Genomic DNA, 22,252 nt, shown 5'->3' with positions numbered 1-22,252 from the left:
TTCCTATTTATCAATTCTTGTCTCATACTTAGAAAAAATGAATATATATATATTAAACATACGATCTGTTGTTCTTATTATTCCAACTTTATTCCTGATGCTGAATGCCTGCCGCAAAGATATGCCCGAGCTGGAGCGGCCGACCGACTATCCTGGGGGTAACTTTGAAGAAGTATTTGAAACGTTCTGGAATGGTATGAATAACAATTATGTCTTTTGGGATATCGATACGACAGACTGGGATCAGGTGTACCGTCGTTATCAGCCGATTTTCGCAACTATGAATATCAATGATACCGCTGATATCAGAAGAAGCTATACTTACTTTAGGACGATGACCAATGGTCTAGTGGATAGTCATTATAGACTTCGATTTCGGTCTACCATTCTGCAAGATTCTGCCACAATTTCACCTGCATCTAGAAGGATGCAACAGAGGGAAGATTTTCGGAATCCAATCAGTCCAAACTATTTTTTAAATACTCTTCCACTTAGAGATCTTGATTCTGGTGCATCACGTGCGTTAGTGAACGAGCCGAATGGTTCTCAATATTTTGCCGTAAGCGGTACCATTTCTGAAGGAATTGTATACCTATATTTCAACGTTTTCGATTTGAAAAGGCTCTATGAATCTTCAGCCGCTAATACAGCATCTTATAAAGAAGTTTTTGATAACTTTTTTACACGTACATTAGGTGAAGAACAGCCGCGTGGAATTATTATTGATGTACGCAATAATGGTGGGGGAAATCTGGCAGATCTCGACTTTTTATTAGGTCGTATGATATCCAGTCCGCTTCATTTTGGATACACAAAATCAAAATTGAGTAACAACCGTTTGGATTATACGCCTTGGGCACCTGCTCACGTGAATCCCGCAACTGATGCTAAGCAGATTACATCTCCAATTGTATTGCTTGCCGATCGTTATTCAGCCAGTATGTCGGAGATTACAGCTTTGGCGATACAGGCAATGCCGAATGGTCATTTTGTAGGAGAGCGCACGTGGGGTGCGATGGGGCCGTTAACAGGTAATGCCACATACAATGCTGGTCAGTTTGTAACAGCATTTATGAGTGAGGTGTATACTTCATCACTACAAATCAAGGCATTAGATGATAGAAATTACGAGGGTATTGGTATTTCACCAGATGTTATGGTTACCGTCAATACCGAATCCTTGGCGACAGGTCGGGATGCGCAGTTAGAAGCGGCTATCCAACTTATTAACCGGCAGTAATTTCATCTTTTTGATAAGTATGTAAAATATAATAAAATAGAAAAGGATCGAACGAAGTTCGATCCTTTTCTATTTTATTATGTAAACTATGCCGTCGTTTCCGGCTCTTTCTCGACAAATACAAACTGTCCGTCGAAGCTATCAATCTTGATAATCGAGTCTTTTCGGACCTTATCTGCCAAGATGGCTTTAGAAAGTTCATTGAGAATGCGTTTTTGAATCACGCGTTTCAATGGGCGAGCACCATATACCGGATCGTAACCCAATTGTGCTAGCCAATCCAAAGCTTCCTCCGTCGCTTCGATGAATATGTTCTGCTCGGCCAATTGCTTTTGCACGCGAGAGAACTGCATCCGCACGATATCTCCGATTTCATCGCGACCAAGCGGTGTGAACATGATGATTTCATCTATCCGGTTCAAGAACTCGGGGCGAATACTTTGTTGCAATAGCTCAAATACATCGTCTTTTGTTTTGGCGACCACACTTTCTCTGTTTTCCTCATTCAAGGTCGCGAAGTTTTGCTGAATCAGATGTGAACCCGTATTAGACGTCATGATGATGATCGTATTTTTAAAATTCACCACGCGACCTTTGTTGTCTGTTAAATGACCATCATCCAGCACTTGCAACAAGATATTAAATACATCTGGATGCGCTTTTTCAATCTCATCCAATAATACGACCGAGTATGGACGACGACGTACGGCTTCCGTTAACTGACCACCTTCTTCGTAACCCACGTATCCTGGAGGCGCTCCGATCAATCTCGAAACAGCATGTCTTTCTTGATATTCAGACATATCGATGCGTACTAACGCTTGCTCATCATCGAATAGAAATTCAGCCAAAGATTTCGCTAATTCCGTTTTACCCACACCGGTAGTGCCAAGGAATATGAAAGAACCAATTGGTCGCTTGGCATCGCTCAATCCTGCTCTAGAACGACGAATCGCGTCAGAAATCGCCTCAATGGCTTCCTCTTGTCCAGCAACGCGTTTATGCAATTCTTCTTCCAAGTTGAGTAACTTCTCGCGCTCAGATTGCACCATTTTATTCACCGGAATACCTGTCCATCTAGATACCACATCGGCAATATCTTCCGAAGTTACTTCCTCTTTCAGCATGCGGCTGTTTTGTTGCTTTTCAGCCAATTCCAGCTTAAGCTTCTCGGTATTATCTTGTGCCTCTTTGATTTTACCGTAGCGTAATTCGGCAACCTTACCGTAATCACCCGCGCGTTCGGCTTGTTCTGCTTCTAGTTTGTAATCTTCGATATATTGAATCTCCTGATTCACCCGATCTACCAAATCTTTTTCCGACTGCCAAGCTGCTTTCAACGAGTCGCGCTCGTTGGATAGGTTAGCAATACTTTCCGAAAGCTCATCGACTTTACGCGAATCCTGTTCCCGTTTAATGGCCTCACGCTCAATCTCCAATTGCATGATGCGTCGATTCAATTCGTCCACCACTTCGGGTACCGAATCCATTTCTAAGCGTAACTTAGATGCTGCCTCGTCGACCAAATCAATCGCTTTATCTGGTAAGAAACGATCGGTGATATAGCGTTGAGAAAGCTCTACGGCTGCAATAATGGATTCATCCAAGATACGCACCTTATGGTGTGTTTCGTAGCGTTCTTTCAATCCACGGAGAATCGATATCGCATCCTGCGTATCCGGTTCGTCGACCATCACTTTTTGGAAACGTCTTTCTAAGGCTTTATCCTTCTCAAAGAATTTTTGAAACTCGTTTAACGTGGTCGCTCCGATCGCACGCAGTTCACCGCGCGCTAAAGCCGGCTTCAGGATATTTGCTGCATCCATAGCGCCTTCGCCACCGCCTGCGCCGACCAAGGTGTGGATCTCATCGATAAACAAGATAATTTCACCATCGCTGTCCGAAACCTCTTTGACTACGGCTTTTAATCGTTCTTCAAATTCACCTTTGTATTTTGCTCCCGCAATCAAAGCGCCCATATCCAGCGAAAAGACCGTTTTTGTTTTTAAGTTTTCAGGCACATCACCTTTGATGATTCGGTGTGCAATACCTTCGGCGATCGCTGTTTTACCCACACCAGGTTCACCCACTAAAATAGGGTTGTTTTTTGTGCGGCGCGATAAGATCTGCATCACGCGACGAATCTCTTCATCGCGACCAATTACAGGGTCAAGTTTGCCAGATTCCGCATATTCATTCAAGTTGCGCGCATATTTGCCTAAAGCATTGTAGGTGGCTTCGGCATTTTGATCGGTTACCCGATTATTGCCGCGAAGCTCCTTAATAGCCAATTTCAAATCCTTCTCTGTAGCACCTTGATCTTTCAATAAGGTCGCTGCTTTATCGCTACTGCTCAATAAAGCTAGCAGGAGGTGCTCTACCGAAATAAACTCGTCGCCAAACTCTTTTAAATAAGTTTGAGCTTTCTGGAGAATGCTGTTACTGCTATTACTCAGATAGATATTGCTTCCAGATACTTTTGGTAAAGCAGCAATGTACTGATCTAGTTCGGCAGTCGTGTGGTTGATATTGACTTGTAGTTTTTTGAGTAAATGACTGATTACATTTTCATCTACCGTCATTAACCCTTTTAATATATGTGCTGGCTCAATAGCCTGCTGCTGATTTCCAGTAGCAATCTCAGAGGCCTTCTGGATGGCTTCCTGAGCTTTAATAGTATAGTTGTTAAAATTCATAGCTGTGTCGTTTTATACAAATGCTTTATCAAATCGTATGCCTAGTCAATCATTACGCTAACTGACTGAAATTATGTCACTTAAGTTGGTTTTGGAAAGACAAAATGTCTTAATTGTTTAGCGAGGCCTGCCTAAATTTCCGTATTTCGGATCGTCACACGATCGTCAGGTTGTTAAAAACTTTAAAATTATTAACAGTGTTAAGTATATTTGCAACGTCATGAGTGTGCAAGAAAAGAAAATCAAGTATAAAGAAGATTTCCGTAGCAAGATATTAGCCGCGGCAAAGAAGTTATTCGTCGAGGAAGGAATCGAAGCAACTTCGATCCGTAAGATTGCGAAGGTTATTGATATTAGTCCCACGACCATTTACCTCTATTATAAAGATAAGCGGGATATCGTGTATGCGTTGCATCTGGAAGGTTGTTCCTTGTTGCGTACTAGAATGGAGGTGCTGATGCATGTAGATCACGCATTTGAACGCTTAAAAGCGATCGGAAAGGCTTATTTGTCTTTTGCGGTCACGGAGCCAGGGTACTACGAGTTGCTTTTTATGATGAAAGAGCCCATGCAATTTTTAGATGATCATCGGGGGGAAGACTATTGGGAAGAGGGTGATCGTGTCTTTGAAATGTTGATAGAGACGATCAAGGATTGTCAGCAAGAAGGCTTTTTTAAAGGAATGGATACGCAAACCCTTTCTCTACAAGCCTGGAGTACCGTGCACGGAATGGCTTCCTTGTTTTTGTCGGGCCATCTGAAACAACTCAATAATTTGCTGTTTTCCGAAGCGCTTGAAGCAGAATTTTTAGAGCGAACTTTTCAACTATACGTCAGTATGTTGGAGAGAATAAAATAAAAAAATAAACACTGTTAACTATGAAAACAAGATTTCTGATCACGTGCCTGTTAGCTACTACCTTGTACTCCCAATCGGCTAGTGCACAAAGCATTCTGGATGACTATATAGCGGTGGGATTGAAGAACAACTTGACGATTGCCGAGAAAAACCTATCCTTGGATAAAGCAATGGTCAATCTGGATATCGCACGAAGCATGTATTTACCGACTGTTTCCTTCGATGCGGTGTACTCCACCGCTAATGGTGGTCGTATGATCGAACTTCCTGTCGGAGATTTGCTGAATCCGGTGTATCAGACGCTCAACCAACTTACGCAGTCGCAAGCATTTCCAACCATCAACAACGAGCGCATCAACTTTTTGCCGCGAAACTATTATGATGCGCGTATTCGTGCCGGTATGCCGATCATCAATACCGATATCAAGCACAACAAGCACATGAACGAACAGGCAGTGCAAATGCGCGAACATGAAGTGGAGATTTATCAAAGAGAACTGGTTCGTGATATTAAGATTGCATATTACAATTATTGGAGTGCGGAAGATGGTGTAAAAGTATATCAGAACGCGCTTGATCTCGCTAAAGAAGGAAAACGCGTAAACGAAAAGTTGCTAGAAGCAGGCAGTGGATTGCCGGCGTATGTCGTACGTGCCGATGCGGAAATCGCACAAGCGGAAACAAAGTTGGTCGAAGCAGAGCAACAAGTAGCCAATGCACGCTATTACTTCAATATGCTACTCAATCGGGATGCGGAGGAACTTATCCAGCAGCAACCGACGAATGTGGAAAACCTAACGCAGCAGCGAGGTGAGTTGCAAGTGGAAGGAAGAGAGGAGCTGGAGGCCTTGAGCAATCAGATCAATGTGCAGGAAACGATGGTGAAGATGAACAAACAGGTCTTTGTGCCAAAGCTAAACGCATTTGTGGATGTGGGATCGCAGGCAGAAAATATGCGCTTCAATCGGGAATCGCAATATGTGATGATCGGTGCACAGCTCACGGTGCCCATCTTTGAGGGCGGTCGCAACAAGTTGAAAATTCGGGAAAGTCAAGTTGCCGTAGCAGAAGCACAACAGCAACGCCTGCGTGTGCAACAACAGTTGGAGACATCGGCACGAGTAGCCAATAATGAAGTGACCAGCACGATCCGGAATTATCAAAATGCGAAGAAGCAGCTGGAGGCTGCCGGAACTTATCAGCGACTCATCCAACGCGGATTCAACGAAGGTGTCAATACCTATATCGAAACCATTGACGCGCGTTCGCAATATACAAATGCCCAATTGGCCGAAAATCTTGCTTTGTACAAGTGGATGATTGCGGTAGCCAAATTAGAACGAGAAACAGCAAGTTATATACTAGACTAAATCCTATCATGAAAATATTCAATTTATCTTTGATCACGATCGCCATTTTGTCGTCTTGTGGTCACGCGGAACGGGAAGAAGCCATTTTGGTAGAAGACACTATCCCAGTCACATTACTATCCTTGCAACAGCTCGATGGTGGAGAAACTATCGAAGCGACCGGTATATTTACCACAGATGATGAAACCGTTTTGGGTTTTAAAAATGGTGGTGTTATCCAACAAATTTATGTGAAAGAAGGTGATCCTATTCGAAAAGGTCAGCGATTGGCTTCTGTTCAAGCCACAGAGATCGATGCGAAAGTCGGTCAAGCCAACGTAGGATTGGAAAAAGCGGAGCGTGATTATCAGCGTGCGCAAAAGCTCTATCGTGATAGTGTGGCCACGTTGGAGCAATTACAAAATGCACGATCCGCTTGGGAATTGGCCAAGCGCGATATAGAGTCCGTGCAGTACAATCAACAGCAACTACACATTATTGCACCAGTTTCTGGATTTGTACTAGCCCGCTTGGCTAATCAGGGACAAGTAGTTGGTCCTGGAACTCCTGTTTTACAGGTAAACGGCGCCGGTACACATACGTGGATGTTGAAAGTGGGGGTGAGTGATAGCCAATGGGCCAGAATCCACAAAGGCGATACAGCCGAGATTGAAACGGATGCTCTTCCCGGTCAGAAACTGCAAGCTGTAGTTTCTAAAAAACTCGAAGCGATGGATCCAAAATCCGGTACTTTTGCTATCTATCTCGACGTAAAATCTCCTTTGAACGGTAAACTTGCCGCAGGCGTTTTTGGTAAATCACGCATTTCCGTCCAACAGTCAAACAATATCGTGGCCCGCCAAAATAGTTGGGAAATCCCATATGAAGCATTAGTCGACGCCAACGGTAAGCAGGCTTACGTTTACGTGACAAAAGATGGAAAGACGGCGGCCAAGCAGGCCGTGCAATTAGGCGAGATTGGTCAGCAATCCGTCACTATTGTTTCGGGATTAGAAAATGTGCAAGGCGTGATCGTTGCCGGCAGCCCTTACCTTACCGAAGGGTCATCCATACGCGTAAAACCATAATATTTTAGAAACTATCGCTATGAGTCTTATAAAATATCCAATCAAGAATTATCAGTTTACCATGATCATGGTGGTGATGATTATGGTCGTTGCCATTAGCACCTTGCTCACCATGCCGCGCGCGGAAGATCCGGAAATGAAAGCTTCTAACTTTCCTGTCGTGGTGGTCTACCCCGGTACCAGTCCAAAAGATATGGAAAACCTCGTGGTAAAACCATTGGAATCCCGCTTTTACGGATTAGACAACATCAAAACAATCAAGACGACCATCAATAATGGTTTGGCTTTCATTTTTGTAGAATACGAATTCAAAACGGATTACGAAAGCAAGTATCAGGAAATGGTGCGGGAGTTGAATGCTGCACGTAGCGAATTGCCCGAAAATATCTATAGTATGCAAGTGCTCAAGGTAGATCCGAACAATGTGAGCGTCATTCAAGCTGCCTTAGTATCTGAAAATGCATCAAGAACTACCATGAAACGACTTTCTGAAGACCTAAAGTCGGAATTGGAAAAAGTAAAAGCACTGAAAGATGTGAACATATCTGGTATGCCGCCGCAGCAAGTACGCATAGATCTGCATATGGATAAAATGCGCGAGCAGAAGATCCCGATGGATCGGGTCTTGCAAATTGTACGCAGCGAGACCCAAAATATCCCTGGCGGGAGTCTGGATGCAGGGACACGACATTTCAGCGTAACCACTAGTGGAAGCTATCAAGATGTTAATCAAATACGTCGTACCGTAGTGTCGAGTGCCGAAGGTCGCAACGTCTTTCTGGAAGATATCGCTGATGTATACCCCAGTTTTGGCCCCAATACACACATTACGCGATTGAATGGATACCAATGTGTGCTGATCAATGCGGCACAAAAAGAAGGGGAAAATATTGCAAAAACACAGGAAGCATACACCCAAGTACTTTCCAGCTTTAAAGAAAAGCTTCCAGATAATGTTGATCTGATTTTATCCTTTGATCAAGGGAATAACGTTAATCAGCGCCTTGGTGGCTTAGGGATCGATTTCTTAATCGCGATTACGCTGGTTTTGATCACATTATTACCGCTAGGTACACGCGCTTCGCTCGTGGTGATGATTGCGATTCCGCTATCGCTCGGGCTGGGTTTAATAACGATGAATATAGCGGGTTATTCCTTGAATCAGTTAAGTATAGTAGGTTTTGTGGTGGCGCTGGGCTTGGTGGTCGATGATAGTATTGTGGTAGTCGAAAACATTGAGCGTTGGATGCGTGATGGCTATTCGCGGTTAGAGGCAGCCATTAAAGGTACGCAACAAATTGCCTTGGCTGTTGTCGGTTGTACAGTGACCCTAGTAATTGCTTTTATGCCTTTGATGTTTATGCCGGAGATGGCGGGCGAATTTATTCGGAGTATGCCGACAGCCGTCATCGCTTCTGTTGTTGGTTCTATGCTCGTGGCTTTGTTGGTCGTGCCGTTCTTAGCAAGTAAGCTGTTGAAACCGCATGAGCATGAAGGTGGAAATATCATTCTCCGCACCATGCAAAAAGGAATCCATCAGACCTATGGCAAATTGTTGGACAAAGCGTTGAAACATCCCATCATCACCACCATTGTGGCAGTTGTTGTTTTTGTGGCTTCATTAGCGTTAATTCCTGTGGTTGGTTTTAGCTTGTTCCCGCCGTCCGAAAAACCGCAATTTATGGTGCATGTAACAGCTTCACAACAAGCAAACGTAATGACGACCGATAGCATCACGCGACAAATAGAGCAGGAGCTCAGTGAAATGGCGGATGTGAAATACTATACTAGTAACGTGGGTAAAGGTAATCCGCGCGTTTATTACAATATGCAGCAAGCCAACGAGAATCCGGCTTATGCGGAGATTTTCGTGCAGTTGCACGATGATGTAAAATCAAAACAAAAGATCGCATTAATCGAAGAGTTACGCAAACGATGGTCGCCCTATCTAGGTGCTAAGGTAGAAGTGCGTGATTTTGAACAAGGTGTTCCGGTGATTTCCCCAGTCGAAGTTCGTATTGAAGGGGAGAACCTGGATACGCTGCAACGTTTAGCTGCTTCGGTAGAAACGCTGCTGAAAAAGACAGCCGGCACAGAATATGTTAACAATCCGATCAAAAGCAATAAATCTGATATTCGGGTGCGCGTGAATCGCGAGAAAGCCATGGCTTTTGGCGTACCGAGCAGCACGATTGATCAAACCGTGCGTGTAGCTCTTGCTGGATATTCCGCGGGTACATTTTCTGATCCAAACTCGGACGATAATGATTACGAAGTATTGGTCACCGTTCCCCGCGGCGAATATGCTGATTTGAATACGTTGGAAGGTATCTTTGTGCAAAATATAGAAGGGCAATCCATTCCATTGTACCAACTGGCTAGTTTCGAATTAGAATCGTCACCATCAAGCATTTTTCACCGTAACAAAGAGCGCACAGTTTCGGTCAATTCCTTCGTGCAAAAAGGCTACGGCAATGACGAAGTGATCACGTCGGTGATCCAACAGATGGATAACTTTGATTTTCCAGATGGCTACAGCTATTCGATGGGCGGTGAAGTGGAAAGTCGCGAAGCGGCTTTTGGAGGATTTTCTACGATTATTATTATCACTGTATTTATGTTCATTGCGGTATTGGTCTTAGAGTTCAAAACGTTTAAAAGTACGCTAATTGTACTTTCTGTGATACCTCTAGGTATTGTGGGAGCGGTTTTAGCGTTGCTAATGACTGGTAATACGCTGTCTTTTGTAGCAACTATAGGAATAGTGGCATTAGCCGGAATAGAGGTGAAGAATACGATTTTGCTGGTGGATTTTACCAATCAATTGCGTCGCGAAGGAATGCCTTTGAATGAAGCTATTGAAAAAGCAGGTGAGATTCGTTTCTTGCCGATTATCTTGACTTCCTTGACGGCTATTGGGGGGTTGATGCCCATTGCCTGGTCGTCCAATCCACTTATTTCACCTTTGGCAATTGTCATGATCGGCGGTTTAATTAGTTCAACCTTGCTGTCGCGTGTGGTCACACCTGTAGTATACAAGCTCATACCACCAAATGTAGCTGAATAGAGCTGTTAACTTTATCGCTTAATTTTGTGATGCAAAGGAGTGATGAACGCAATATATTGACGATAAATCTTCGATATATACAAAAAGAGCGCAGCGCGCTCTTTTTGTATTACAATTTTTTTGTTTAGTAAGTTTGTGTAGCAACTTTTTGCAAAGCTATTCTTCCCTTTTCAATACAATATCGGCTTCATGTTTTTTATCCGCCACCAAGATCAATGCCGGTTGTGATATATATTGCTGGCGTTCGCCAACGGTGACCGCATAGCGAAATTGGATCTTTTCCGAATCTAATTTTCTTAGATCCATCGGCTCGATCTTCGTTGCAAAATCAGATTGATCCAATACGACAGCAATCACAAATTGTTGCTCAAAATCTATCGGAGTCGATTGTCCATCTTCGCCCATCAATGTGGCATTGCCAAAAATGGAGTCAAAATCTGATTGCGCGGTGATTTTAGGGTCTTCAGGTATCTGCGCATCATTCTTTACAAAATAATTCTGCGCGATGGCAAATGGTATGTCCGTAAGCACAGTTTCGGAATGCTTTTCTGTCATCATCTTCGTACTATCCTGATCCTGATTTTCGCGGCGCTGTTCCATACTTTGACAACTGTATATCATACTGGTTATGCCCAATAATATGAACGATAAGGTTGTTAGCTGATTCATGGGATTTAAACTTTTATATGTTAGAATAAAACCGCTTCGGGGTAAAAAAGTTTTTTTTGTAATTAAATGTAACAAATAGTAGATTGATGCTACTAATTATTATAAAAACCATTTTTAACAATGAATAGAAATCTATTTACACTAGTATTAGTACTTTTGGGAATGAGTCATACTTTTGCGCAAGTTGCAGGCGATTGGAAAGGGAAGTTGGATATCCAAGGCACCAGCCTAGAACTTATCTTCCATATTACGGAAACACCTGAGGGCATTGCTGCCACCTTAGACATTCCGATGCAAGGGGCAAGCGGATTGCCATTATCTCCGGCCACGTTTGAGAATAATACCTTATCGGTAGCTTTAGAACAAGCCGGTATGAAATATGCAGGCACGTTGGAAGGCGGGAAAATCACGGGAACATTCTCGCAAGGAGGCATGGAAATGCCTTTAGTTCTGGAAAAAACCACGATTACCAAACCCGGAGATCCGTCGCTGGTTTCCAGTCCTGAAGAGCTAGACGCCTTAATCGCTTTAGATCAAGGTGATTTCGCGTATCAAGTAAAAGATTACTTCGCGAAGCCAATTATGTCTGGTTTTCAGTTGTCTCCAAACGGTAAATACCTATTGTACCGCGAGAAAGACGAAAATAATAAGCGCCATGTGATGATCAAAGAGGTTGCTACGGGCAATGTTGTGCGCGCGATCGAAGAGAAAGATGAGCTCATTCGAGGTACGGGCTGGATAAACGATAATCGATTGATTTATGTGATGGATGAAGGTGGTAACGAAAACTATCATTTATTTGCCATCAACATCGATGGGAGCAATGGGATAGATCTTACGCCATTTGACGGTGTACAAGCCAGCATTCTCAATATGCTAAAAGAGCAGAAAGACTTTATCATCGTGCAGATGAATAAGGATAACAAACAAGTTTTCGAACCTTACAAAGTCAATATAAATACGGGAGATCTGGAAAAGCTATTTACCAATGAAGATCCTGCTAATGCGATCGTCGGCTATGACTTTGATAAAGAAGGGGTGTTGCGCGGCTATGCGAAGATGCTAAACGGAACGCAGACGGAGTATTATTATAAGGCCGCTGGTACAGATGAATTCGTGAAGAAACATACGGGCAGATGGGATGATTCGTTTAGTATCGTATCTTTTAATTACGCCTCAGAGAACAAAGATGAAGCCTACGCAATTACCAATCTCACTTCCGATCGTGCACGTATCGTATTGTACGATTTGAACAAGAATGAAGAGATTCGCGAAATATTTGCACACGATCAATTCGACGCTGATCTAATTTCCCTGTCTAGAAAGCGTAATTGGGAAGTAGATTACGTTGGTTTTGAAGGAGAGAAAGTAGAGATCAAACCAATCAGTCCGACCTTTAAGAAGATCTATGCAAATCTGGAAAAACAGTTTCCAGGTTACGAATTTAGAGTAGTAGGAAAAACGGATGATGAGGATCAATTGCTAATTATCGTGCAGAGCGATAAGTTGTATGGCAAATATTATCACTATGATACAGCTTCGGGGAAAGCAACCTTATTAGTCGACTTGATGCCACAATTAAAGGAAGCAGATATGGCAGAGGTTCGCCCTATTCAGTTCACTTCGAGAGACGGATTGACGATTCACGGCTACATCACACTTCCGAAAGCAGCAGTTGATGGAAAAAAAGTGCCACTAATTGTGAATCCACATGGTGGACCTCAAGGTGTGCGTGATAGCTGGGGTTTCAACCCAGAAACGCAATTGTTTGCGAGTCGTGGGTATGCTACATTACAAGTGAATTTCCGCGTGTCTGGCGGTTACGGCAAAGAGTTTTTACGTGCTGGCTTCAAGCAAGTTGGTCGCAAAGCCATGGACGATGTAGAAGATGGAATTCAATATGCGATTGAGCAAGGTTGGGTTGATAAAGACAATATTGCGATCTATGGCGGTAGTCACGGTGGTTATGCCGTATTACGTGGTTTGACTAAAACACCAGAATTGTATAAAGCGGGTGTAGATTATGTGGGTGTATCCAATATCTTCACCTTGATGAGCTCCATTCCAGAATACTGGAAGCCTTATAAAGACATGTTGTACGAAATTTGGTACGACTTAGATGATGAGCAGGAAGCGGCAATCGCAACCGAGGTTTCTCCTATTTTCCATATCGAAAAGATTCAAGCACCTTTATTTGTAGTGCAAGGAGCAAATGATCCTCGTGTCAAGATCGCCGAGGCAGATCAGATCGTGAAAGCTTTGCGCGAGAAAGGTGTCGACGTACCTTATATGGTGAAGTACGATGAGGGACATGGTTTTGGTAAAGAAGAAAATCAGATTCAATTCTATAAAGCGATGATGGGTTTCTTCGGTAAGCACCTTCACTAATCTTTATAGCAGTAGTTTGTTATTTCAATAATATTTGTATCTTTGTACATCTGAGAGGAAGGGGGCACTATTTGCCCCCTTTTTTTAATTCAAATCTGGAATCATTTATGCAGGTAGAGCAACGGGTACGGGAGCTGGTAGAGGAAAAAATCGCCGATCGGGAAGACTTATTTATTGTTCGCATTAAAATGCAAAGCAATGGTGTTTTGTCTATCTTAGTAGATGGAGATCAAGGTTTGCCGATTGAAGATTGTGCGCAGATCAGCCGACATGTCGGATATCATTTGGAAGAAGAAAATGTGCTCGATCAAGCTTATCGATTAGAAGTATCCTCTCCAGGTATTGATTATCCTTTGGAGTTGTTGCGTCAATACCACAAAAATGTGGGACGCCAAGTGAAAATTACTTTGCAAGACGGTACCAAACGAGAAGGGACATTATTAGCAGCCTCCGACACGGTTGTGCAGCTAACTGAAAAAGTAAAAGAAAAAGGAAAGAAAGCGCGTGAAGAAGAACGTGAAATTCCTTTCACAGATATAAAGGAGACTAAGGTGTTAATTTCATTTAAATAAAAATGAGCAGCGATATTAATTTAATTGACTCGTTTCAGGAGTTTAAAGATTTCAAGAATATAGATCGTCCGACGGTAATTACCGTATTGGAAGAGGTATTCCGTAGTATGATTCGTAAACGCTTTGGCACCGACGAAAATGTCGATGTTATTGTCAATCCTGATAATGGAGATTTAGAGATCTGGCGTACCCGTACGGTAATGGATGATGGTTTTTCGGAAGATGATGATCTGGAGATCGAGTTGAAAGAAGCACATACCTACGATCCTGATTTAGAAGTTGGAGACGATTATATCGAGCAAATCACTTTAGAGAGCTTTGGTCGTAGAGCCATTTTAGCTGCGCGCCAAACGTTGGTTTCGAAAGTATTGGAGCTGGAGAAAGACGAGGTCTTCAAGAAATACAAAGATCGCGAAGGCGAATTGGTGATTGGTGAGGTATACCAAATCTGGAAAAAAGAAATTTTGGTATTGGATGAGGATGGTAATGAGTTGATCATGCCAAAAACCGAGCAGATCCCTGCCGATTATTTCAAAAAAGGTGACAACGTGCGTGCGGTAGTACACAAGGTAGACATGATGAATAATAATCCAAAGATTATTATCTCTCGTACCGCACCAGAGTTCTTACAACGCCTGTTCGAACTGGAAGTTCCAGAGATTTTCGATGGATTGATTACCATTAAGAAAATCGTTCGCGAGCCGGGAGAACGCGCCAAAGTAGCCGTAGAATCTTACGATGATCGTATTGATCCAGTAGGTGCTTGTGTCGGTATGAAAGGTTCCCGTATTCATGGTATTGTTCGCGAGTTGCGCAATGAGAATATTGACGTGATTAACTTCACCACCAATAGTTCACTATACATCACTCGTGCCTTGAGTCCAGCACGCATCAGCTCTATTAAATTGAGCGATGAGGATGCTACAGCAGCCGTATACCTGAAGCCAGATCAAGTATCGTTAGCGATTGGTCGTGGTGGCCACAACATTAAGTTGGCCGGCAAGTTGACTGGTTACGAGATTGATGTATACAGAGAGAATGATGAAATTGATGAAGATGTGGATATCGAAGAATTCTCTGACGAGATCGATAGCTGGATCATCGACGAATTAAAACGCGTTGGTCTAGATACCGCCAAATCAGTATTGTCACTGTCTCAAGAAGAATTGGTACGCCGTACCGACTTGGAGGAAGATACTATCCAAGAGATTGTGCGCATTCTGCAAGCAGAATTTGAATAGTATGCACAACAAAAGCGGCAAGACTATTTTTCATTAAAATGTTAAATAGGTGTAAAAAAAACATATTTTTGTAGTATCATATTTTATAGCGAGTATAAGTTAGATGACAGAAGGTAAGAGCATTAATTTGCTGAAAGCAGCAAAAGAACTAAACATAGGAATCGGGACAGCCGTAGACTTCTTGGTGAAGAAAGGGTTTGACGTAGAGTCGAAGCCAAATACGAAGTTGGGACCAGATATGTATGCGGTTCTTTTGAAAGAGTTTCAGGGAGATAAAATAGTAAAAGACGAGGCAAAACAAATTGTAATCGGGAAGATTCGTCGCGACGAAGCTCCTGTTGCCAATCAACCTGAAACTACTGTCGACGCTACTGATGACCGCGAAAGCAAAGCGGAAGCTAGTCAGGAACCAGCTGCGAAGCAGGCGCCTACGGAGCCCGTAACAGAACAACAGCAAGAACAAAATCAGGAAGAGAAAAGTCCACTGAAAGTTGTCGGTAAGATCGATTTGGATAGCCTTAAGAGAGGTAAACCAGCGCAAAAAACCGAACAGCCGGCTAAGCAAGAACCTAAGGCTGAGCCTGTGGTGACGCCACCAGTGGTCGCAGAGGTGAAGAGGGAAGAGCCCGTAGCGGAAAAACCTCAAGCAGAAACTCCGAAACAAGAAACAGCCCCTGAACCTAAAGTGGAACAGAAACCAGTAGAAAAGCCAGCAACTGTAGTAGCTGAGGACAAAAAGCCAGAAGAAAAACCTGCGGAAGTAGCTAAAGCGCCAGCAGCTGAGAAAAAGGAGGAAACTCCAGCTCCTGCGAAAGCCCCAGAAGCTGGCAACGACGTCATTCGTGCCAGATCTACTACTTTGTCAGGGCCGAAAGTAATCGGCAAGATTGATCTTCCTGTCTTTAAATCGAATAAACCAGTTGCTTCTTCATCTGATGCCGCTAATAACGACAACAGACGGAAGCGCAAGCGTACTAGTACGCCAAATAAACCGGGACAAACAACACCGGGAGCTACTGGCGATCAACAAAATCGTCCAGGTGGCGGTCCTAATGATCGTAACAGAACAGGTGGACCTGGCCGTCCGGGAGATCGTAATCACCCAGGCAACAGAGGTCGCCATGATAATCGCGGAAGAGGAACAGGACCAGCTACTCCAAAAGAAGAGCCTACTGAAAAAGATATCCAAGATCAAATCAAAGCGACGCTAGCTCGCTTGAGTGGAGCGGGTAAATCAGGTAAGTTTGCACAGCGTGCTAAACTACGTCGTCAAAAAAGGGATGATGTTGCCCTATCTGCAGAAGAGGCGGCAATGGAGCAAGAAGCACAATCAAGAATTTTACGTGTAACGGAATTTGTTACCGCAAATGAATTGGCAAATTTGATGGATGTGTCGGTGACGCAGGTTATTTCAACCTGTATGAGTTTAGGCATGTTTGTATCCATCAACCAACGTTTGGATGCCGAAACACTCACGATTGTAGCAGACGAATTTGGTTACGAAATCGAGTTCATCAAACCAGAGGACGAAGAAGTAGCTGATCTAGAAGTAGCAGATACCGAAGAAAACCTAATTCCTAGAGCACCAATCGTAACGGTGATGGGACACGTAGATCACGGTAAAACTTCCTTATTAGATTTTATACGTAAGGCTAACGTGACAGGCGGAGAAGCCGGAGGTATTACGCAGCACATCGGTGCATATGCCGTAAAACTAGAAGACGGTCGTCAGATCACGTTCTTAGATACACCGGGTCACGAAGCCTTTACGGCGATGCGTGCACGTGGTGCCAAAGTAACGGATATTGTTATCATCGTGATCGCGGCAGATGATGCCGTGATGCCGCAAACTAAAGAGGCCATCAACCATGCGCAAGCCGCTGGTGTACCAATTGTGTTTGCTTTCACGAAAGTCGATAAGGCAGGATCAAACCCAGATAGAATTCGTGAGCAACTTTCTGCGATGAATATCTTGGTCGAAGAGTGGGGTGGTAAATACCAAGCTCAGGAGATCTCTGCAAAAACAGGTGATAACGTCGAGTTATTGTTAGAGAAAGTATTATTAGAAGCAGAATTATTAGACCTGAAAGCCGATCCTAAGAAACGTGCTGTAGGTTCTGTCATTGAAGCTGCTCTAGATAAAGGTCGCGGTATCGTGACTACCGTATTGATTCAAGGTGGTACCTTACGTGTGGGAGATGCGATCTTAGCAGGTTCACACTCAGGTAAAGTGAAAGCTTTGACCAATGAGCGTGGCGAGCGTGTGAAAGAAGCCGGTCCGGCTACACCAGTACAAATCTTGGGTATGGGTGGCGCACCTACAGCGGGAGATAAATTCTACGCGATGGAAAGCGAGCCAGAAGCAAGACAGGTAGCCAACAAACGTCTACAATTGCAACGTGAGCAAGGAATGCGTGCTACTAAGCACATTACGTTGGATGAGATCGGTCGTCGTTTGGCAATTGGTAACTTCAAGGAGCTTAACTTGATCGTGAAAGGTGATGTGGATGGATCTATTGAGGCATTATCCGATTCATTATTAAAATTGTCTACCGACGAGATCCAAGTGAATATCATTCACAAATCGGTTGGAGCAATCTCTGAGTCAGATGTATTATTAGCTTCTGCGTCAGATGCGATCATCATTGGTTTCCAAGTACGTCCTACACAAGGCTCACGTAGATTGGCAGAGCAAGAGCAAATCGATATCCGATTGTACTCGATCATCTACGATGCGATCGATGAGATCAAGTCTGCGATGGAGGGTATGTTGGCACCGAAATTTGAAGAGAAAATCGTGGCTAACGTGGAGATCCGTGAAACCTTTAAAATATCTAAAGTCGGAACTATTGCCGGATGTATGGTCTTGGAAGGCAAGATCAATAGAAATAATGATATCCGCGTGATCCGTGATGGTGTGGTAATTCATACAGGTAAACTAGCTTCCTTGAAACGCTTTAAAGACGATGTGAAAGAGGTGACATTCGGTTACGAGTGTGGTCTTAACATTGACCGCTTCAATGATATCCAACAAGGAGATATTGTAGAAGCTTACGAACAAGTAGAAGTTAAGCGTAAGTTGTAATCGCAAAGCTGGGGGAATAATTGCCCCAGGCTATACAAAGAGTATTTGCAACAAGTCCTGATAGGTTATTTCCTATCAGGACTTTTCTTTATGTACCCATAGATCTATCTATTTCCAAAGCTATCGTATTCACCTATTTTAGCATCTTCAGTGATAGCTTGTAGCATGTGCAGCAAATAAAAATAGCCATCCTTTTTGGGATGGCTATTTTATATTTATGAAGTAAGGATGATTTAAGTGTCAATCCTACTTTTGCTTGCTTGATGGCTCAATTACACCAATAAGCTTGGTTTCTCTTGATAAGTTTTCCAAAGCAATTCACCGAATAAAGTATTCGTCCAAGCGAACCAATGGCGAGTAAAGTTCTTCGGATCATCCTTATGGAATGATTCGTGCATAAAACCAGTATCACCGTGTGTTTTCTTCAAGGTTTGGATACATGTTCTGATCTCTTCATCGTCTGAAGAGGTCATTGCACGCATAATGATTGCCATTGGCCAGATCATATCACGTCCAATATGCGGACCACCAACACCTTCAGCAGCCGTTCCTTTGAAGAAGAATGGATTTTCTTCCGAAAGAATGAATTTGCGCGTGCGCTGGTAAACTTCATCATTTTTATCTACTGCACCTAAATAGGGTAACGATAATAAGCTAGGAACATTCGCATCATCCATCATCATATAACTACCGTAACCATCCACTTCGAATGCGTAAACGCGTCCATGGGTCGGGTGATCGATGATACCATATTGGTTGACAGCTTGCTCTACTTCGTTCGCCAAAGCTTCCATTTTTTGCGCTAAGTCCGTGTTGTTTTTCACCTTTCTCAAGATCTCAGCCGATTGTCTCAAACTAACGATGGCAAATAGGTTCGAAGGAATCAAGAATGGTAACATCGTACAGTCATCCGAAGGGCGGAAACTAGAACAAATTAAACCAACTGGCTTCACGGGATATCCCCAGCCATCCACTTGCAGCGTATCTGTACCGCGCGGCGTCGTACGCATGAAATTGTATGGCCCTAAGCTTTCTTTGCGCTGTTGCTCTACGAAAGTTTTGTAAACATTCTCTTGTGCTTGTACCCATTCCGCATCGAATGGAGAAGTATCTTTAGTCTCCTCCCAGTAAGCATGAGCTAGACGGATTGGATAACACAAGGAATCAATTTCCCACTTGCGCTCATGAATACCGGCTTTCATTTCTGTATGATCCGAAAACCATTCGCCTTCTTTGGTTGGATCGTTGTAGAATGCATTAGCATAAGGATCAATATTGATACATTTTGCTTGTTTGTTGATTAATCCAACGATCAAGTTTTGTAGGTTTTTATCCTTTTTCATAAAAGGCAAATACGGCCATACTTGTGCACTACTATCGCGCAACCACATCGCATCAATATCGCCCGTAATGACGTAGGTCAATTTTTGATTGGCGGTAGATTCGTCATAGATAGTGGTATCCAATGTGTTTGGAAAGCAGTTGTGAAACAACCAGCCCAATTCCTTATCGGCCACCTTGCTTTGAAATTCTTTGATAATATTTTCGACAACTTTACTTTTAAAGTGTCTGTCTTTCTCAGCTACTCTAACTACTGGGAAGTTGGCGTATCCGTCGGCAGCTAGTGAGAACTTGCTGGCTAACATGCCTGCGCCCAAAAGAGCGGAGTTCTGAATAAAGGTTCTACGCTTCATGCTAATGTATAATTATTGATGTTTTTAGTTTATTATTGCGAGCTCCAATATACATATTTTCTGTGCAATAACATTAATAAAAACGTTTTAGCTTACCTTATCAATCTATCGCTGTTGGATTTAAATGGCAAATGCTGTATAAGTAGCCATTTAGGTACAAAAATTGCGTCCTGCATTAAAAATTTTGTCTAATTTCGTGGTTATGAAGATTTCTCACGGTTTGATCCTAGCGTTAGGGTGTTTAGGATTTGCTCTTCCGGCTCGTGCGCAGATAGATTATTTGCCTTATTCTTATTCCCTCTATCAGCAATATGGAGAAACCCTTTACGGAGCCGATAGTCGTGAGTTCACTACGGTCAAGCCTTTTTTATTGAAAAAAAGGTTGTTTGCTGCACACGACTCTATCACCAATTTGAACCGTACCAATTCAGATAATTGGTTTGCCAGAAAACTATTCAATGAGCATTTGGTAGAAGCGAACGGAGAGGACTATCGCTTTTACGCAGACTTTATACCCGATCTGATGATTGGTTCTGATCTCAGAAATTCTGACAAAAGAAATGTTTGGTTAGGATCTGCTGGCGTACAGGCAGGGTTCACGTATAAAGACAAGTTTGTCTTTTATGGTAATTTGATTGATAATCGCGCGGTATTTCCAAACTATTTAACCGATTATATCAATACAAATGAAGTAGTGCCGGGCCAAGGCGTGTTACAAAGTAGTAATGGAGAACGGCAATCATGGCTTTTTGCTACTGCCAATGCAACCTACGCTTTCGGTGATTATTTTCAAGCTTCGGTTGGGTATGATCGTAATCACATTGGCGATGGTTATCGCTCTGTGCTTTTATCCGACTTCTCTTCCAATTACGCGCAACTTCGATTGACCGGTACGATCGGCAATGTTCGGTATACCTCGGTGTGGGCCTATATGAATGATCCGAGAACGGCTAGAATAGATTCATTAAACAGTGGTGCAGAATTTGGTGATGGTAAAAAGTGGGGTGCTTTCCAATACTTAGATTATAATATTTCTAATCGTTTGTCAGTCGGTTTCTTTCAAGCGGTGATTTGGGCTAATAGAAATCAGGCAGGTCGCCGCGGTTTCGATTGGAATTACGCGATCCCTGTAAATTTTCTGCGACCGATCGAATCCAATAATTCTTCCTCGCCAGACAAGATGTTTTTGGGCGCGAGTGCCAAATATAAAACGTGGGAAAACATTACCTTATATAGCCAGTTTCTCTTAGGTGAATTTACGGGAAGTGAATTTTTTTCGGGTAATGGATACATCCATAACAAATGGGCGGCACAGTTTGGAGCACGTGGATATCATATGTTTGGCGTACGCAACCTGAGCTTGTTGGCAGAGTACAATTTGGCACGACCGTATACCTACCAGCACTTTGTGTCGATCTCTAATTACAGTAATAATGCCGAGCCATTGGCACATCCCCGTGGTGCTAATTTCAAAGAGGTCGTTGGTATTGCCAACTACGCTTGGAGAAGATTCCATTTTTCATTGCAGGGCATGTATAGCTTATTTGGTACAGATCCGGGCGATGGTACCAGTTATGGTGGAGATATTTTCGAATCGTACGAGAATTACCCTAACTGGTATGGGAACAGCATTGGCCAAGGTATTCGTAATGATTTATACTTTGCCGATGTGCGTGCTTCCTATGTGCTCAATCCGACGTACAACTTACGTTTTGAACTCGGTTATACTCATCGTCAGCAGAATATTGCTGATCGGCCATCGATACGCACTGGCGTGATATCGGTAGGTTTACGTTCTACTTTCCGACCATTCTACGGCGATATTTAAGCTTCCTTAACGACGCTGTATCGCATCAAACATTTGACAATCATCATCTATGAAAAAAATAGTATTACTAAACGGTCCTAACCTCAACTTGTTGGGCGTACGGGAAAAAAGCATTTATGGCGACCAGGATTTTGTGTCGTTCTTTGAAGAACTAAAAGACGAATTTCCAGATGTTGATTTAAGCTATTTTCAAGCAAATAGCGAAGGTGCTATTATTGATGAAATTCAACGTGTAGGATTTGAATGGGACGGCATCGTGCTCAATGCGGGTGCTTACACGCATACTTCTATCGCGATTGCGGACGCGATTGCGGCAGTAAATACTCCCGTGATCGAAGTTCATATCTCTAATGTACATCAGCGGGAGGAGTTTAGACACCATTCGTACCTTTCTGCACAATGTAAAGGCGTAATCCTTGGATTTGGCCTGAATAGCTACCGCTTAGGTATTTTAAGTTTAATGTTGTCTTAAAAAG

At 43.1% G+C, this 22,252-nt stretch carries 14 protein-coding genes; 11 read left to right on the top strand and 3 right to left on the bottom strand.

Annotated elements, in window-relative coordinates:
• The first annotated feature begins 37 nt into the window (after positions 1-37).
• Positions 38-1,240: a S41 family peptidase gene (locus GKO22_RS09750; RefSeq protein ID WP_166334545.1), complete on the top strand. Its 1,203-nt coding sequence runs from the start codon at positions 38-40 to the stop codon at positions 1,238-1,240.
• 86 nt (positions 1,241-1,326) lie between these two features.
• Here GKO22_RS09750 and clpB read toward each other — a convergent pair whose 3' ends face one another.
• Positions 1,327-3,936 carry an ATP-dependent chaperone ClpB gene (gene clpB, locus GKO22_RS09745; protein WP_166334543.1) on the bottom strand — a complete coding sequence of 870 codons (2,610 nt, stop codon included), beginning with the start codon at positions 3,934-3,936 and terminating at the stop codon, positions 1,327-1,329.
• A gap of 220 nt (positions 3,937-4,156) precedes the next feature.
• Here clpB and GKO22_RS09740 point away from each other — a divergent pair, with 220 nt between their 5' ends.
• Genes GKO22_RS09740 through GKO22_RS09725 form a run of 4 tightly spaced genes read left to right on the top strand, consistent with a single transcriptional unit; the run spans position 4,157 to position 10,299 of the window.
• Complete coding sequence (locus tag GKO22_RS09740; RefSeq protein ID WP_166334541.1) at positions 4,157-4,795, top strand: TetR/AcrR family transcriptional regulator; 639 nt, start codon at positions 4,157-4,159, stop codon at positions 4,793-4,795.
• Positions 4,796-4,815: 20 nt separating this feature from the next.
• On the top strand, positions 4,816-6,165 hold the full coding sequence (locus GKO22_RS09735) for a TolC family protein (RefSeq protein ID WP_166334539.1): 1,350 nt from the start codon (positions 4,816-4,818) through the stop codon (positions 6,163-6,165).
• Positions 6,166-6,173: 8 nt separating this feature from the next.
• Entirely contained in the window at positions 6,174-7,232 is a 1,059-nt protein-coding gene (locus GKO22_RS09730) for an efflux RND transporter periplasmic adaptor subunit (RefSeq protein WP_166334537.1), read from the top strand.
• 19 nt (positions 7,233-7,251) lie between these two features.
• On the top strand, positions 7,252-10,299 hold the full coding sequence (locus GKO22_RS09725; protein ID WP_166334535.1) for an efflux RND transporter permease subunit: 3,048 nt from the start codon (positions 7,252-7,254) through the stop codon (positions 10,297-10,299).
• Between the two features lie 156 nt (positions 10,300-10,455).
• Here the strand turns inward: GKO22_RS09725 and GKO22_RS09720 are convergent, their stop codons facing one another.
• Complete coding sequence (locus GKO22_RS09720) at positions 10,456-10,968, bottom strand: hypothetical protein (RefSeq protein WP_166334533.1); 513 nt, start codon at positions 10,966-10,968, stop codon at positions 10,456-10,458.
• Between the two features lie 120 nt (positions 10,969-11,088).
• Between GKO22_RS09720 and GKO22_RS09715 the strand changes: the two genes are divergently transcribed.
• The 4 genes from GKO22_RS09715 (at position 11,089) to infB (ending at position 18,254) form a co-directional block, all read left to right on the top strand.
• A complete protein-coding gene (locus tag GKO22_RS09715; protein WP_206367866.1) occupies positions 11,089-13,356 on the top strand; it encodes a S9 family peptidase in 2,268 nt (755 codons plus the stop codon).
• Between the two features lie 107 nt (positions 13,357-13,463).
• Positions 13,464-13,928 carry a ribosome assembly cofactor RimP gene (rimP, locus tag GKO22_RS09710; RefSeq protein WP_116776534.1) on the top strand — a complete coding sequence of 155 codons (465 nt, stop codon included), beginning with the start codon at positions 13,464-13,466 and terminating at the stop codon, positions 13,926-13,928.
• Between the two features lie 2 nt (positions 13,929-13,930).
• The gene (gene nusA / locus GKO22_RS09705) at positions 13,931-15,169 is read left to right on the top strand and encodes a transcription termination factor NusA (protein ID WP_166334532.1); all 1,239 of its coding nucleotides are present in this window, start codon (positions 13,931-13,933) and stop codon (positions 15,167-15,169) included.
• Positions 15,170-15,272: 103 nt separating this feature from the next.
• A complete protein-coding gene (gene infB, locus GKO22_RS09700; RefSeq protein WP_166334530.1) occupies positions 15,273-18,254 on the top strand; it encodes a translation initiation factor IF-2 in 2,982 nt (993 codons plus the stop codon).
• Between the two features lie 272 nt (positions 18,255-18,526).
• Here infB and GKO22_RS09695 read toward each other — a convergent pair whose 3' ends face one another.
• Entirely contained in the window at positions 18,527-19,948 is a 1,422-nt protein-coding gene (locus tag GKO22_RS09695; RefSeq protein WP_166334528.1) for a glycoside hydrolase family 125 protein, read from the bottom strand.
• A gap of 202 nt (positions 19,949-20,150) precedes the next feature.
• Here GKO22_RS09695 and GKO22_RS09690 point away from each other — a divergent pair, with 202 nt between their 5' ends.
• Together GKO22_RS09690 and aroQ are read left to right on the top strand one after the other, a co-directional pair.
• Positions 20,151-21,776 carry a gliding motility protein RemB gene (locus tag GKO22_RS09690; protein ID WP_166334526.1) on the top strand — a complete coding sequence of 542 codons (1,626 nt, stop codon included), beginning with the start codon at positions 20,151-20,153 and terminating at the stop codon, positions 21,774-21,776.
• Between the two features lie 49 nt (positions 21,777-21,825).
• A complete protein-coding gene (gene aroQ / locus GKO22_RS09685) occupies positions 21,826-22,248 on the top strand; it encodes a type II 3-dehydroquinate dehydratase (protein ID WP_166334524.1) in 423 nt (140 codons plus the stop codon).
• The last annotated feature ends 4 nt before the right edge of the window (positions 22,249-22,252 follow it).

The sequence above is a fragment of the Sphingobacterium chungjuense genome (assembly GCF_011316935.1).
GTDB classification, from domain to species: domain Bacteria; phylum Bacteroidota; class Bacteroidia; order Sphingobacteriales; family Sphingobacteriaceae; genus Sphingobacterium; species Sphingobacterium chungjuense.
This window is presented reverse-complemented; position numbering and strand designations above follow the sequence as displayed.

What these genes read in the sequence shown, in the direction of transcription:
- GKO22_RS09750 (WP_166334545.1), top strand. Translation starts at nt 38, where the DNA reads ATGAATATATATATATTAAACATACGATCTGTTGTTCTTATTATTCCA.
- clpB (WP_166334543.1), bottom strand. Translation starts at nt 3,936, where the DNA reads ATGAATTTTAACAACTATACTATTAAAGCTCAGGAAGCCATCCAGAAG.
- GKO22_RS09740 (WP_166334541.1), top strand. Translation starts at nt 4,157, where the DNA reads ATGAGTGTGCAAGAAAAGAAAATCAAGTATAAAGAAGATTTCCGTAGC.
- GKO22_RS09735 (WP_166334539.1), top strand. Translation starts at nt 4,816, where the DNA reads ATGAAAACAAGATTTCTGATCACGTGCCTGTTAGCTACTACCTTGTAC.
- GKO22_RS09730 (WP_166334537.1), top strand. Translation starts at nt 6,174, where the DNA reads ATGAAAATATTCAATTTATCTTTGATCACGATCGCCATTTTGTCGTCT.
- GKO22_RS09725 (WP_166334535.1), top strand. Translation starts at nt 7,252, where the DNA reads ATGAGTCTTATAAAATATCCAATCAAGAATTATCAGTTTACCATGATC.
- GKO22_RS09720 (WP_166334533.1), bottom strand. Translation starts at nt 10,968, where the DNA reads ATGAATCAGCTAACAACCTTATCGTTCATATTATTGGGCATAACCAGT.
- GKO22_RS09715 (WP_206367866.1), top strand. Translation starts at nt 11,089, where the DNA reads ATGAATAGAAATCTATTTACACTAGTATTAGTACTTTTGGGAATGAGT.
- rimP (WP_116776534.1), top strand. Translation starts at nt 13,464, where the DNA reads ATGCAGGTAGAGCAACGGGTACGGGAGCTGGTAGAGGAAAAAATCGCC.
- nusA (WP_166334532.1), top strand. Translation starts at nt 13,931, where the DNA reads ATGAGCAGCGATATTAATTTAATTGACTCGTTTCAGGAGTTTAAAGAT.
- infB (WP_166334530.1), top strand. Translation starts at nt 15,273, where the DNA reads ATGACAGAAGGTAAGAGCATTAATTTGCTGAAAGCAGCAAAAGAACTA.
- GKO22_RS09695 (WP_166334528.1), bottom strand. Translation starts at nt 19,948, where the DNA reads ATGAAGCGTAGAACCTTTATTCAGAACTCCGCTCTTTTGGGCGCAGGC.
- GKO22_RS09690 (WP_166334526.1), top strand. Translation starts at nt 20,151, where the DNA reads ATGAAGATTTCTCACGGTTTGATCCTAGCGTTAGGGTGTTTAGGATTT.
- aroQ (WP_166334524.1), top strand. Translation starts at nt 21,826, where the DNA reads ATGAAAAAAATAGTATTACTAAACGGTCCTAACCTCAACTTGTTGGGC.